General features: G+C 70.2%; 3 protein-coding genes and 1 tRNA gene. All 4 read right to left on the bottom strand.

Going from position 1 to position 15,135, the window contains the following annotated elements; all coding sequences use genetic code 11:
* Window positions 1-26: 26 nt before the first annotated feature.
* Window positions 27-12,644, bottom strand: a complete 12,618-nt coding sequence (locus ACSMXX_RS03600; RefSeq protein WP_473182575.1) for an Ig-like domain repeat protein — start codon at window positions 12,642-12,644, stop codon at window positions 27-29.
* A 396-nt stretch (window positions 12,645-13,040) separates the two neighbouring features.
* Window positions 13,041-13,112: transfer RNA gene (locus tag ACSMXX_RS03595), tRNA-Cys, on the bottom strand.
* Between the two features lie 173 nt (window positions 13,113-13,285).
* Window positions 13,286-14,221 (bottom strand): sulfite exporter TauE/SafE family protein, encoded by a 936-nt coding sequence (locus ACSMXX_RS03590; protein WP_473182574.1) that lies wholly within the window; start codon window positions 14,219-14,221, stop codon window positions 13,286-13,288.
* 121 nt (window positions 14,222-14,342) lie between these two features.
* Entirely contained in the window at window positions 14,343-14,801 is a 459-nt protein-coding gene (locus tag ACSMXX_RS03585; protein ID WP_070010066.1) for an RrF2 family transcriptional regulator, read from the bottom strand.
* Window positions 14,802-15,135 lie beyond the last annotated feature (334 nt).

Genomic DNA, 15,135 nt, shown 5'->3' with positions numbered 1-15,135 from the left:
AGCCGGCGCCCCGAGCCGTCAGCCGGTCATGCCGTGACCACCGTGTGGGTGTCGGTGCCGCTGGAGGGGGCGAGTTGGGCGTCGCCGTTGTAGGTGGCGGAGATGGCGTGCTGCCCAATGGACAGTCCCTGATTCGTGACCACGGCCACGCCGTTGACCAGTGCCGCGGTGAAGGTGCCCCCGCCGCTGCCCCCGATGACGAAGGTCACCGTGCCGGTGGGCGTTCCCGCTGCGGGAGGCGTCGCCGTCACCGACGCGGTGAAGGTGGCGACCCGGCCGGCACGTGAGGGGTCGGGTGAGGAGACGACGGAGGTGGTCGTCGCCCCTCGGGATACCGCATGGGTGTCCGATCCGCTCGATGCCGCGAAGTCGCCGGAACCGCCGTAGTTGGCGGTGACCGTGTGCGTACCCGGGCCCAGGTTGCTCCGGGTGACGGTGGCGACGCCGCCGACCAGGGGTGCGGTGACCGGACTGGCGCCGTCGAAGAAGAACGTCACTGTGCCCGTAGGGGTGCCTGCTGCGGCCATGGTCGAGGTGACCGTCGCGGTGAACGTGGCGGTCTGTCCGGAGGACGACGGGTCGGGGGAACTGGCGACTGCGGTGACGGTCGGCGTGCGGTTGACGGTGTGGCTGCCGGTGCCGGTGGAGATGTTGAAGTTGCCGTCGCCGTTGTAGTTGCCGGTGACGGTGTAACTCCCGACGGTGAGGGTGCTGGTGCTGACCGTGGCGGTTCCGGAGGCGTCGAGGTTGCCCGTCAGTGTGGGGCCGCCGCTGATGGTGAAGGTGACGGTACCCGTGGGTGTTCCTGCTCCGGGTGCGACGGGGGCCACTTGGGCTGTGAAGCTGACCGGTTGTCCGAAGACGGAGGGGTTGGGGGAGCTGAAGACCGTCGTCGCGGTGGCGGCGGGATCGACGGTGTGGGCGTCCGTGCCGGTGGAGGAAGTGAAGTCGGTGTCGCCGCTGTAGGTGGCGGTCACCGAAAGGCTGCCCGCGGGCAGGGAGTTGAGGGTGACCTGGGCCGTTCCGTCCGCGTCGAGCGGGACGGTGGTGGTTCCTCCTCCGCCGCTGACGGTGAAGGTGACGGTGCCGGTGGGTGTTCCTGCGCCCGGGGTCACAGGCGAGACCAGTGCCGCGATGGTGACGGCCTGTCCGAAGACGGAGGGGTCCGGAGAGCTGACGACGGTGGTGGTGGTCGCTGCCTGGCTGACGGTGTGGGTGTCTGTGGCGGTGGAGGTGGTGTAGTTCGGGTCTCCGGTGGCGTTGTAGGTGGCTTGGATGGTGTGGCTTCCGGCGGTGAGTGTGCTGGTGGTGGCGGTGGCTGTTCCGCCGGCGAGTGTTGCGGTGAGGGTGGTGGTGCCGTCGATGGTGAAGGTGACGGTGCCGCTGGGTGTTCCGGCTCCCGGTGGTAGGGCCGCGACCGTCGCGGTGAAGGCGGCCGTCTGCCCGGACACGGTCGGATCGGGTGAGGACGTCAACGCCGTGGTCGTCGCGGCAGGTTGGACGGTGTGGGTGTCGGATCCGGTGGAGGGGTCGTAGTCGGTGTCGCCGCTGTAGGCGGCTGTGGCCGAATGGGTGGCGACGCCGAGGGTGTCGAGGGTGACTTGAGCGGTGCCGGTGCCGTCGAGAGGCGCGGTGAAAGTGCCTCCGCCGGTGCCGGAGACGGTGAAGGTGACGTTTCCGGTGGGGGTGGGGCCTGGCTGGCTGGGGGTGACGGTGGCGGTGAAGGTGACTGTTTGTCCGAAGACGGTGGGGTCGGGGCCGGAGGTGAGGGTGGTGGTGTTGGAGGGTTCGACTTCGACGGTGTGGGTGTCTGTGGCGGTGGAGGCGCCGAAGTCCGCGTCGCCGTTGTAGGTGGCGGTGATGGCGTGGGAGCCCAATCCGAGCGTGCTGGTGACCAGTTGGGCGGTGCCGGTGGCGTCGAGGGGTTGGGTGAAGGTGCCTCCGCCGGTGCCGCTGATGGTGAAGGTGACGGTTCCGGTGGGTGTTCCGGCTCCGGGGGCGATCGCAGCGACGGTGGCGCTGATGGTGACCGGCTGCCCGGACGCTGACGGATCGGGGGAGGCGGAGATCGTCGTCGCCGTCGATGCCTTGTTGACGGTGTACGCGGCGGTTCCGGTCGAGCCTGTGAGGCTGCCGTCGCCGCTGTAGGCGGCGGTGACCGAATGCGAGCCCGCGGGCAGCGAGTCCAGGGTGAGCTGGGCCGTACCGTCGACGGACACGGGCACGGTCGTGGATCCCCCGCCTCCGCTGATGGTGAAGGTGACGGTGCCGGTGGGTGTTCCGGAACCCGGTGCCACGGGGGTCACTTGGGCTGTGAACGTGGCTGGTTGCCCCACGACCGCCAGGATGGGGGAACTGAAGACGGTGGTGCTCGTGGCCGCCTGGTCGACGGTGTGGGTGTCGGTGCCGGTGGAGGCGTTGAAGTTCGGGTCGCCTGCGGCATCGTAGACGGCTTGGACGGTGTGGCTTCCGGCGGCGAGTGCGTCGGTGCTGACGGTGGCGGTGCCGGAGGTGTCGAGTGTTCCGGTGAGGGTGGTGGTGCCGTCGAAGGTGAAGGTGACGCTGCCGGTGGGTGTTCCGGCTCCCGGTGGTAGGGCCGCGACCGTCGCGCTGAAGGTGGCCGTCTGGCCCACGACGGTGGGGTCCGGAGACGAGGTGACGGTCGTGGTCGTGTTCGCCGGGTTGACCGTGTGGGGGTCGCTGCCGGAGGACGACGCGAAGTTGCTGTCGCCGTTGTAGGTGGCGGTGCCGCCGTACGTCCCCGCGTTGAGTCCCGCGAAGGTGAAGGTGGCGACGCCGCTTCCGTCCACCGGGACGGGCACGCTGCTGGCGTCGCCCACCGCGAAGGTGACGGTTCCCGTGGGTGTACCGGCTCCTGGTGCCACGGGAGCGACCGCGGCGGTGAAGGTCGCGGTCTGCCCGTAGAGGGTCGGATCGGGTGAGGACGTCAACGTCGTTGTCGTCGCGGCGCGGGCGATGGTGTGGGTGTCGCTGCCCGAGGACGACGCGAAGTTGGGACCGCCGTTGTAGGTGGCGGTGGCGGCGTAGGACCCGGGTGGGAACGGGGGGAGGCTGCCCGTGGCGGTGCCGCCGGCGTCCAGGGGAACGGTGATGGAGTCGCCGGTGTCGCCGCTGATGGTGACGGTGCCGGTGGGGATGCCGGCCCCAGGCGCCTGGGCTTTGACGGTGACCGTGAACGCGGCTTCCTGGCCGAACACGGAGGGGTCGGGTGAGGACGTCAACGTCGTTGTCGTGGCTGCGGGGTTGACGGTGTGGGTGTCGGTGCCGTTGGAGGAAGTGAAGTTGCCGTTTCCGTTGTAGGTGCCGGTGATCGTGTATTGGCCGGCGGGAAGCGAGTTGGCCGAGACGACGGCGATTCCGGAGGCGTCGAGGTTGCCCGTCAGTGTGGGGCCGCCGCTGAAGGTGAAGGTGACGGTGCCGGTCGGCGTGCCTGCCCCCGGCGCGACTGCGGAGCTCACGGCGGCGAACACCACGGTCTGGCCGAAGACCGTCGGATCGGGGGTGCTGACGATGGAGGTGGTCGTGGGCGCCAGGTTGACGGTGTGGGTGTCCGTGCCGCTGGAGGAAGTGAAGTTGCCGTCTCCGTTGTAGGTGGCGGTCACCGAATATCCGCCCGCCGGCAGCGAGTTGAGGGTCAGCGTGGCCGTGCCGTCGACCGCCACGGGCACGGTGGTGGTTCCTCCTCCGCCGCTGAGGGCGAAGGTGACGGTGCCGGTGGGTGTTCCGGAACCCGGTGCCACGGGGGCCACTTGGGCTGTGAGGGTGACGGCCTGTCCGAAGGTGGACGGGTCGGGGGTGCTGACGACGGTGGTGGTGGTGCCTGCCTGGTTGACGGTGTGGGTGTCGGTGCCGGTGGAGGTGTTGAAGTCGGCGTCGCCTGCGGCGTTATAGGTGGCGGTGACCGTGTGGGCGCCTGGCGTCAGGGAGTCCGTGCTGACGGTCGCCGTGCCGCCGGCGAGTGTTGCGGTGAGGGTGGTGGTGCCGTCGATGGTGAAGGTGACGGTGCCGCTGGGTGTTCCGGCTCCCGGTGGTAGGGCCGCGACCGTCGCGGTGAAGGTGGCCGTCTGCCCGGACACGGTCGGGTCGGGGGCCGAGCCGACGGTCGTGGTCGTGTTCGCCGGGGTGACGGTGTGGGTGTCGGATCCGGTGGAGGGGGCGTAGTCGGTGTCGCCGCTGTAGGCGGCTGTGGCGGAGTGGGTGGCGACGCTGAGGGTGTCGAGGGTGAGTTGGGCGGTGCCGGTGCCGTCGAGAGGCGCGGTGAAGGTGCCTCCGCCGGCGCCGGAGACGGTGAAGGTGACGGTTCCGGTGGGCACCGGGCCTGGCTGGCTGGGGGTGACGGTGGCGGTGAAGGTGACGGGCTCGCCGAAGACCGACGGATCGGGCCCGGACGTAAGGGTGGTGGTGTTGGAGGGCTCCACCTCGACGGTGTGGGTCTCCGTGCCGGTGGCGACGGCGTGGTCCGTGTCGCCGTTGTAGGTGGCGGTGATGGCGTGAGTGCCCAATCCGAGCGTGCTGGTGACCAGTTGGGCGGTTCCGTTGGCGTCCATGGGCTCGGTGAAGGTGCCTCCGCCGGTGCCGCTGATGGTGAAGGTGACGGTTCCGGTGGGTGTTCCGGCTCCGGGGGCGATCGCAGCGACGGTCGCGCTGACGGTGACCGGCTGCCCGGCCGCTGACGGATCGGGCGAGTCCGTGACGGTCACGGTGGTCGCTGCCTGGTCGACGGTGTGGGTGTCGGTGCCGCTGGAGAGGCTGAAGTCGGTGTCGCCGCTGTAGGTGGCGGTCACCGTATAGCCGCCCGCGGGCAGGGAGTCGAGGGTGAGTTGGGCCGTACCGTCCAAGTCGAGCGGGACGGTGGTCGTCCCGCCGCCGCTGAAGGCGAACGTCACGGCGCCAGTCGGAGACCCGGCCCCGGGGGCGACGGGTGTCACCCGCGCCGTGAAGGTGGCCGGCTGCCCGAAGACCGACGGATCGGGGGCGCTGACGAGGCTCGTAGTCGTGTCCGCCGGGTTGACGGTGTGGGTGTCGCTGCCGTCCGAGGGGAGGAACCTGAGCTCTCCGGCATAGGCGGCTTCGACCGTGTGGCTTCCGGTGGCGAGTGCGTCGGTGCTGACGGTGGCCGTGCCGGAAGTGTCGAGTGTTCCGGTGAGGGTGGTGCCGTCGACGGTGAAGGTGACGGTGCCGGTCGGCGTTCCCGCCCCCGGCGCCACGGGCGCGACCGTTGCGCTGAAGGTGGCGAGTTCCCCGGACAGCGTCGGATCAGGTGAGGAGTCGACCGTGGTGGTCGTGTCGGCGGGCAGGACGACGTGGGTGTCGGCGCCCGTCGAACCCAAGAAGTTGGCATCGCCGTTGTAGGTCGCGGTGGCGGCGTAGCTACCCGGATCGAGGGCGGGGACGGTGAAGGTCGCGACCCCGCCGGAGCCCAGCGGGAGGACGATCGAAGTGCCGCCGCTCTCCGTGACGGTGACGGTCCCGGTGGGGATGCCGGCTCCCGGAGCCGCCGGGGCGACGGTGACGGTGAGGGCGAAGTCCTCGCCGTAGACGGACGGATCGGGTGCCGTTACGAGCTCCGTGGTGGTCGCGGCGCGGTTGACGGTGTGGGTGTCGGTGCCGCTGGACGACGCGAAGTTGGGATCGCCGTTGTAGGTGGCGGTGGCGGCGTAGGACCCGGGTGGGAACGGCGGGAGGGTGCCGGTGGCGACGCCGCCGGCGTCCAGGGGGACGGTGATGGTGTCGCCGGTGTTGCCGCTGATGGTGACGGTGCCGGTGGGGATGCCGGCTCCCGGGGCCTCGGGTGAGACGGTGACGGTGAAGGCGGCTTCCTGCCCGAACACGGTCGGGTCGGGTGAGGAGGTGAGCTCGGTGGTCGTCACGGCGCGGTTGACGGTGTGCGTGTCCGTCCCCGTCGACGACGCGAAGTTGGTGTCGCCGTTGTAGGTGCCGGTGATGGTGTATTCGCCGGCGGGGAGTGAGCTGGCGTTGACGACGGCGATGCCGGACCCGTCGAGGTTTCCCGTCAGAGTGGGACCGCCGCTGATGGTGAACGTGACGGTGCCGGTTGGCGTACCCGCACCCGGTGCCAGTGCTGGGGTCACGGAGGCGAACACGACCGTCTGGCCGAAGACCGTCGGATCCGGGCTCGACGTGACGGTGGTGGCCGTGGGGCCCTGGTTGACGGTATGCGTGTCATTGCCGGACGAAGCGGCGTGGTCGGCGTCGCCGTTGTAGGCAGCGGTCACCGAATACGCCCCGGCGGGAAGCAAGTCGAGCGTGAGCGCCGCAGTTCCGTCGCTGTCGACAGGGACTGTGAAGACGCCGCCTCCATCGAGGACGAAGGTGACTGTACCGGTGGCCACAGCCGCGCCAGGAGTCTCCGAGGTCACCGTCGCGGTGAATGCCACGGGCTGGCCGTACACCGACGGGTCAGGGACGGAGACGACGTTCGTCGTCGTCCCCGTGGGGAGCACCGTGTGGGTGTCTGTGGCGGTGGAGGTGGTGTAGTTCGGGTCTCCGGCGGCGTTGTAGGTGGCTTGGATGGTGTGGCTTCCGGCCGTGAGTGTGCTGGTGGTGGCGGTGGCTGTTCCGCCGGCGAGTGTTGCGGTGAGGGTGGTGGTGCCGTCGATGGTGAAGGTGACGGTGCCGGTGGGTGTTCCTGCTCCGGGTGCGACGGGGGCGACGGTGGCGGTGAAGGTGGCGGACTGTCCGAAGAGGGTCGGGTCGGGGGCCGAGTCGACGGTCGTGGTCGTCGCGGCAGGTTGGACGGTGTGGGTGTCGGATCCGGTGGAGGTGTCGTAGTCGGTGTCGCCGCTGTAGGCGGCTGTGGCGGAGTGGGTGGCGACGCTGAGGGTGTCGAGGGTGAGTTGGGCGGTTCCGGTGCCGTCGAGAGGCGCGGTGAACGTGCCGCCTCCCGCCCCGGAGACGACGAGTGTGACGGTCCCTGTGGGCACCGGGCCTGGCTGGCTGGGGGTGACGGTGGCGGTGAAGGTGACGGGCTGTCCGAAGACGGACGGATTGGGGCTGGAGGTGAGGGTGGTGACGGTGGACGGTTCGACTTCGACGGTGTGGGTGTCTGTGGCGGTGGAGGCGACGAAGTCGGAGTCGCCGTTGTAGGTGGCGGTGATGGTGTGGTTGCCCAATCCGAGTGTGCTGGTGACCAGTTGGGCCGTCCCATTGGGGTCCAGGTTCTCCGTGAAGGTTCCTCCGCCGGTGCCGGAGATGGTGAGGGTGACGGTTCCGGTGGGTGTTCCGGCTCCGGGGGCGATCGTGGAGACGGTGGCGCTGACGGTGACCGCCTGTCCCACGGCGGACGGGTCGGGGGAGGCGGTCACGGTCGTCGCGGTGGCGGCGGGATCGACGGTGTGGGTGTCGGTGCCGGTCGACGACGCGTAGTCGGTGTCGCCGCTGTAGGTGGCGGTCACCGTGTAGCCGCCCGCGCGTAGGGAATCCAGGGTGAGCTGGGCCGTACCGTCGACGGACACGGGCACGGTCGTGGATCCCCCGCCTCCGCTGAGGACGAAGGTGACGGTGCCGGTCGGTGTCCCGGCGCCCGGTGCCTCGGCTGCCACCAACGCCGTGACGGTGACCGGCTGTCCGAAGACGGACGGGTCGGGCCCGGACGTCAACGTCGTTGTCGTCGCGGCTTGGTTGACGGTGTGGGTGTCGTTGCCGGTGGAGGTGTTGAAGTTGGTGTCGCCGGCGGCGTTGTAGGTGGCGGTGACCGTATGCGTGCCCGGCGTCAGGGAGTTGGTGGTCACAGCCGCTGTGCCGCCGGCGAGTGTTGCGGTGAGGGTGGTGGTGCCGTCGATGGTGAAGGTGACGGTGCCGGTCGGGCTTCCGGCTCCCGGTGCCACGGGTGCGACGGTGGCGGTGAAGGTGGCCGTTTGCCCGAACAGAGTCGGATCGGGCGCCGAGTCGACCGTCGTGGTGGTGTCCGCCGGGTTGACGAGATGGGTGTCGCTGCCGCTGGAGGGGGCGAAGTTCGGGCCGCCGTTGTAGGTGGCGGTGCCGCTGTATGTCCCTGCGGGAAGTTCGGCGAAGGTGAAGTTGGCGATGCCGCTCGCGTCCAGGGGGACGGTGACGGTGCCGCCGCTGCTCTCGGTGAAGGTGACGGTTCCCGTGGGTGTGCCCACACCCGGTGCGACGGGCGTGACGGCCGCGGTGAAGGTGACCGACTGGCCGAACACCGAAGGATCGGGTGAGGTCGTCACCGTCGTTGTCGTCGCGGCGGGTTGGACGATGTGTGTGTCCGCCCCGGTTGACGGGGCGAAGTTCGGGTCGCCGTTGTAGGTGGCGGTGCCGCTGTACGTGCCCGCGGGAAGTTCGGCGAAGGTGAAGCTGGCGATGCCGCTCGCGTCCAGGGGGACGGTGACGGTGCCGCCGCCGCTATCGGTGAAGGTGACGGTCCCGGTGGGTGTGCCCGCCCCGGATGCGACGGGCGCCACGGCGGCGGTGAAGGTGACCGACTGGCCGAACACGGACGGGTCCGGAGTGGAGACGGTGATGGTGGTGGTCGCGGCGCGGTTGACGGTGTGCGTGTCCGTCCCCGTCGACGACGCGAAGTCGGTGTCGCCGTTGTAGGCGGCGGTGACCGTATGGTCGCCGGTCGGGAGCGTGCTGATGCTGACGGAAGCGACGCCCCCGGCGAGACCTGCGGAGAGGGTGGGGCCGCCGTCGACGGTGAATGTGACTGTGCCGGTCGGGGTTCCTGCGCCGGGAGCGATCGGAGCCACCACGGCCGTCAGGACGACCGGTTGCCCGAAGACGGTGGGGTCGGGGGTGGAGGTGACCGTGGTGAGGGTCTCTGCCTGATTGACGGTGTGCGTGTCGGTGCCGGAGGAGGCGGTGAAGTCGGTGTCGCCGCTGTAGGCGGCGGTCACCGAATGCGAGCCCGCCGGCAGGGAGTTGAGGGCGAGCCGAGCGGTGCCGTCGGTGTCGAGAGGGACAGTGGTGATACCGCCGCTGTCGCTGAGGGTGAACGTCACACTCCCCGTGGGCACCCCGGCGCCCACGCCGGTTGGTGTCCCCGTGGCCGTGAAGGTGAGTGGTTCCCCGAAGACGGACGGATCGGGGGCGCTGGCGACAGTGGTGGTCGTGTCCGCCTGGCCGACGGTGTGGGTGTCGGTGCCGGTGGAGGTGTTGTAGTTGGTGTCGCCGGTGGCGTTGTAGGTGGCTTCGAGGGTGTGGGTCCCGGGGGCCAGGGTGTCTGTCGTGACGGTGGCGGTGCCGGAGTTGTCGAGTGTTCCGGTGAGGGTGGTGGTGCCGTCGATGGTGAAGGTGACCGTGCCGCTCGGGGTGCCCGCCCCCGGAGCGACGGGGGCGACCGTAGCGGTGAAGCCGGCGGATTCCCCGAACACCGACGGATCGGGAGCGGAGATGACGGTCGTGGTCGTGTTCGCCGGATGGACGGTGTGGGTGTCGGAGCCGGCGGAGGGGTCGTAGTCGGTGTCTCCGCTGTAGGTGGCGGTGGCGGAGTGAGTGGTGACGCCGAGGGTGTCGAGGGTGACGGTGGCCGTGCCGTCGGTGAGCGGCACGGTGAGGGTGCCCCCGCCGGCTCCCGAGATCACGAACGTGACCGTGCCCGTAGGTGTGGGCCCGGGGCTTCCAGGCGTGACGGTGGCGGTGAAGGTGACCGGCTCACCGAAGACGGACGGATTGGGGCTGGAGGTGAGGGTGGTGGCGTTGGAGGGCTCCACCTCGACGGCGTGGGTGTCCGTGGCAGAGGAAGCGACGAAGTCGGAGTCGCCGTTGTAGGTGGCGGTGATGGTGTGGGAGCCCAATCCAAGGGTGCTGATGACCAGTTGGGCCGTCCCATTGGGGTCCAGGTTCTCCGTGAAGGTTCCTCCGCCGGTGCCGGAGACGGTGAAGGTGACGGTGCCGGTGGGGGTTCCGGCTCCGGGAGCGATCGTGGAGACGGTGGCGCTGACGGTGACCGCCTGTCCCACGGCGGACGGGTCGGGGGAGGCGGTCACGGTCGTCGCGGTGGCGGCGGGGTTGACGGTGTGGGTGCCGGTGCCGCTGGACGACGCGAAGTCGGCGTCGCCGCTGTAGGTGACGGTTACCGAATAGCTGTCGGCCGGCAGGGAGTCGAGGGTGAGCTGAGCGGTGCCGTCGATGTCCACCGGGACGGTGATTGTTCCCCCGCCCCCGCTGAGAGCGAAGGTGACGGTGCCGGTGGGTGTCCCCGCTCCGGGAGCCGCGGGTGCCAATTGGGCTGTGACGGTGACCGGCTGTCCGACGACGGTGGGGTCGGGGGTGCTGATGACGGTGGTGGTTGTGGGCGCCTGGTCGACGGTGTGGGTGTCGGTGCCGGTGGAGGTGTTGAAGTTGGTGTCGCCGGCGGCGTTGTAGGTGGCGGTGACCGTATGCGTGCCCGGCGTCAGGGAGTTGGTGGTCACGGTCGCTGTGCCGCCGGCGAGTGTTGCGGTGAGGGTGGTGGTGCCGTCGATGGTGAAGGTGACGGTGCCGGTCGGGATTCCGGCTCCCGGTGCCACGGGTGCGACCGTGGCGGTGAAGGTGGCCGTCTGCCCGAACAGAGTCGGATCGGGTGCCGAATCGACCGTCGTGGTGGTGTCCGCCGGGCTGACGACATGGGTGTCGCTGCCGCTGGAGGGGGCGAAGTTCGGGTCGCCGTTGTAGGTGGCGGTGCCGCTGTATGTCCCTGCGGGAAGTTCGGCGAAGGTGAAGTTGGCGATGCCGCTCGCGTCCAGGGGGACGGTGACGGTGCCGCCGCTGCTCTCGGTGAAGGTGACGGTTCCCGTGGGTGTGCCCACACCCGGTGCGACGGGCGCCACCGCGGCGGTGAAGGTGACCGGCTGGCCGAACACCGAAGGATCGGGAACAGAGGTCGCCACGGTAGTGGTCGACGCTTGCCGGACCGTATGACTGTCGGCCCCGATCGACGGCTGGTAGTCGCTGTCGCCGCTGTAGGTGCCCGTGACGGAGTAACTCCCTGCGGGCAGCGTGCTGTCGGTGACGGTGGCCACGCCGTTGGAATCCACGGTCACCGTTACGGTGTCGCCCCCGAGGTCGAATGTGACCGTGCCCGTCGGAACTCCCGTCGCGGGAGCCACCGGAGAGACCACCGCGGTGAAGGTGACCGACTGCCCGAAGACGGACGGGTCGGGCGAGGACGTGACGGCTGTGGTCGTCGGGGCTCCGGTGACGGTGTGGGTGTCGCTCCCGCTGGACGGGGCGAAGTCGGCGGCTCCCTGGTAGGCGGCGGTGACGGTGCGCGAACCCGCGGAGAGTGCGCTGGTGGTCACGGTGGCGACGCCGTCGACCAGCGTGCCGGTGAGCGTCGGGCCGCCGCCGACGGTGAAGACGACGTCGTCTGTCGGTACTCCGGCGCCCGGCGGTACGGCGGTGACGGTGGCGGTGAAGGTGACTTCCTGGCCCGGCAGTGAGGGGTCGGGCGAGGAAGTGACCGTGGTGTCGGTGCCGGCCTGGCCGACGGTGTGGGTGTCGGTCCCGCTGGAGGGGGCGTGCTCGGCGTCGCCGCCGTACGCCGCCGTGATGGTGAGGCTTCCTGCCGGGAGGGTGCTGAGAGTGAGTACGGCGGTTCCGTCCGCCTCCAGCGGAACGGTGAAGGTCCCCGCGCCCTCGACGGTGAAGACGACGTCGCCTGTCGGCACTCCGGCGCCCGGCGGTACGGCGGTGACGGTGGCCGTGAAGGCGACGCCCTGCCCGAAGACAGAGGGATCCGGGGAGCTGACGACGGTGGTGGTCGTGAGCGCTTGGTCGACGGTGTGGGTGTCGGTGCCGGAGGAGGTGGCGAACGCGGCGTCCCCGCCGTACGACGCGGTGATGTTGTGACTGCCGGACCCGAGTGAGCTGATGCTGACGCTCGCGACACCCGACGCGTTCAAGGGCGCGGCGAACGTGCCGCCGCCGGAGCCGTCGACGGTGAAGGTGACCGTGCCGGTGGGCGTTCCCGTACCGGGCGGAACAGGGGCGACGGCCGCGCTCAGTGTCACGGGCTGACCGAAGACGGACGGGTCGGGTACGGACGTCACGGTGGTACTGGTCGGCTTCTTCGCCGGCGGCACCACGTTCTGGGTGCCGCTGTCGGAGGAGGGCAGGAAGTCGCCGTTGCCTTTGTAGATGGCGGAAACGGGCTGCTGCCCTGCGGGAAGTCCCGGTACGGTGACCGTCGCCTTCCCGCTCGCGTCGAGCTGCGCGGTGATCGGCGGAAGGGCGTCGATGACGAAGACCACCGGGCCGCGGGGAGTTCCGGCCCCAGGGGGCACCGCGGTGACCGTGGCGGTGAAGGTGACCGGGCTCCCCGGCTGCGACGGATTGGGCGACGACGAGACCTCGGTGCTGGTGGCTGCCCTGGAGACCCCGTACTGGAAGGAACGGATGGAGGGCGAGAACTGAGCCGAACCCTTGTAGGTGGCGGTGACCGTGTGACCGCCCGCGCCGAGTGCCGCCGTGGTGACACTCGCCTTGCCGCTCGCATCGAGGGGCACGGTGAACGTGCCGCCGCCTCTTCCGGAGACGACGAAGGTGACGGTGCCTGTCGGTGTGCCTCCGAGCACCGCGGTGACGGTGGCGGTGAAGGTGACTGGCTGTCCGAAGACCGACGAGGCGGGTGAGGCGGTCACTTGGGTGATGGTGGGTGAAGCCACGTTTCGCCCTTCCTGGCGCGGGGCGGCCCCTCATCAGCCCAGCAGCACCGCACGTGCTCCCGTGAATCCAGACTCAACTCCCCCACTCCGGCGAGGAGTCGGGAGCCGGGACGGCTGACCAGCGGCCAATACCACCGATGAACCCACGGCTGGCGACGGCACTCCAGAGCAAAGTGCGCAATTACCTCGAATGGCGCAGCGCGTGGAGTCGCGAGCGGCGAACTCGGCGCAGAACAGCGCACGTTGACACCTAGCGCGCTCCTGCTTGCGCCCCGCCACTTCCACGCCGTGGAGGCCGGCCGCTTCTGCGCACCGTCAAGCACATGGGGCGTGAGCTGGAAAAGGGGCGGCCGCCGCGCTCCGCAGTGGAGTGCTGCTCGGCGCGGGGGCACTACGAGGCCGTGGCGGGATTCGAACCCGCGTAACTCGCTTTGCAGGCGAGCCCCTGAACCGCTCGGGCACACGGCCGGGCCTGAGTGATGTCACGACCGTAGGCCGGTTCCCCGGCCCCGCGGAAGGCCGGACCGGGGAGTGCCAAAGGACTGCAACACGCAGTTCACAGACGGGGGTTCACACAGCCCCGGACGCTGTGGACGATGGCTGCGCCGTGGACGACGGCTGGGGGAGTCCGCGACGCCACGTCAGGCCGAGGGCGCGCCTTCCTTCGCGGTCTCGGCGTCGGAGCCGGTCCGCGCCTCGTCCCGCTCGCGGGCGGAGTTGCGGCGGTGTTCCCGGATCGAGTACGCCAGCGCCGCCGCCCAGGCCGCGTACAGCACCACGTACACGGCCCAGCTCGCCGAGCTGCCCGCGCCGATCCAGTCGCTGCCGAGCAGCGTGCGCGTGTTGGTGATGACGATGATGCCGCCGACGGCCGAACCGAGGACTCGCGGCGGAACATGCCGCACCAGCCAGGCCGCGATCGGTGCCGCGATCACGCCGCCCACCAGCAGCGCCCCCGCCCATGCGAGGTCGATGCCCTCGGAACCCAGCCCGGCCAGGAACCCGATGCTGGCTGCGACGCTGACGAGGAACTCGCTGGTGTCGATGGAGCCGATCACCTTGCGCGGCTCCAGCCGCCCGCTGGCGAGGATGGCCGGAGTGCCGACCGGACCCCAGCCCCCTCCGCCGGTGGCGTCGACGAATCCGGCGACGAGGCCCAGCGGGGAGAGGAAACGCTTCCGCAGCGGCTTGCCGAGGTTCTGCGAGGAGAAGCCCACGAAGGTGAAGCGGCCCAGCAGGTAGAGGCCCAGGGCGAGCAGGATGAGGGCCATGGCCGGCTCGGCGACGGCGGTGGAGAGGCCGGAGAGTACGGTCGCACCGGCGAAAGCGCCGACGGCGCCCGGAACGCCGATCTTCGCCACGACCTTCCAGTCCACGTTGCCGAAGCGCCAGTGCGCGGCGCCGGAGACGAGCGTCGTGCCGATCTCGGCCAGGTGCACCGTGGCGGACGCTGCCGCGGGATTGGTGCCGACGGCGAGCAGCAGCGTCGTCGACGTGACGCCGTAGGCCATTCCCAGGCTGCCGTCGACCAGTTGGGCCCCCAGGCCCGCGAGCGCCAACAGGATGAGCGTACGCATGCTGCCCCGATCTGAATCCCTAGTATTCCTACCGCTTTGATAGGGAAATCTGCCCGACGGGAGGACAGCAGGTCAAGAGCGTCTCGTCAGATGGACACGATCACTCGTCAAGTGGACACGATCAGGGATTCGTCCATGACTCGGGCTGTTCCGCGAGCTTGTAGACCCGCTCGGGAAGCTCGGAGCGTGCGATGTCGGCGAGGGTCACCTCACCCAGAATCGCCCGTACGTTGGCGCGTACGGCGATCCACAGCGGCAGCAGCGACTCCGCGGGCCCCGTGTACGACAGCGCGGGCGGGCGCTCGCCGCGTACGGACACCAGCGGGCCGTCCACGACGCGGATCACGTCCGCGACGGTGATGGTCTCGGGGGGCGCGCCGAGCTTGTAGCCGCCCTGACCGCCGCGCCGGCTGACCACGAGACCGCCCCTGCGCATGTCGTTGAGGATGCCCTCGAGGAACTTGCGGGGGACGCCCTGCGCCTCCGCGATCCGCTCGGTCTTGAGCGGGCAGTCGTCACCCGCGGCCGCCAGTTCCAGCGCGGCACGCACCGCATAGTCCGCTCTCGCCGAGATCCGCATACCGGCATTGTCCTGCAACCGCGGGCCGTGCCGCCCGCGGGTCCGGGGCCCGGCCGTCCCGCCGGGGCGCCAGGCAGGCCGGAAGCGAAGCGGCGGCCGCGGGTCGGCCCGGCATCCGCCACCAAATTAAGTATGACTATGTCGTTTCCCACCCTTGAATAAGTCGTACGTATGGGCTTGAGTGAGCTTCCGGCGATGAGACCCACAACCGGCACCAGCGGTTCGACGCCGGCGGTGCGTGGGTCCCCGCACCGTGGTCACAGAGGGCGGAGCCGCTGGTCGCGCCGCCGCCGCCCGGTCAAGCGCTCCAAGCCCCCTCGATGACCACCGTGGC

The organism is Streptomyces sp. DSM 116795 (assembly GCF_055792905.1).
The sequence above is the reverse complement of the archived record's forward strand: the minus strand, read 5'-3'. Positions and strand labels throughout refer to the sequence as shown.

Bases quoted from the DNA above. Each gene is read 5' to 3' on its own strand.
- ACSMXX_RS03590 (WP_473182574.1), bottom strand. From the start codon at position 14,221: ATGCGTACGCTCATCCTGTTGGCGCTCGCGGGCCTGGGGGCCCAACTG.
- ACSMXX_RS03585 (WP_070010066.1), bottom strand. From the start codon at position 14,801: ATGCGGATCTCGGCGAGAGCGGACTATGCGGTGCGTGCCGCGCTGGAA.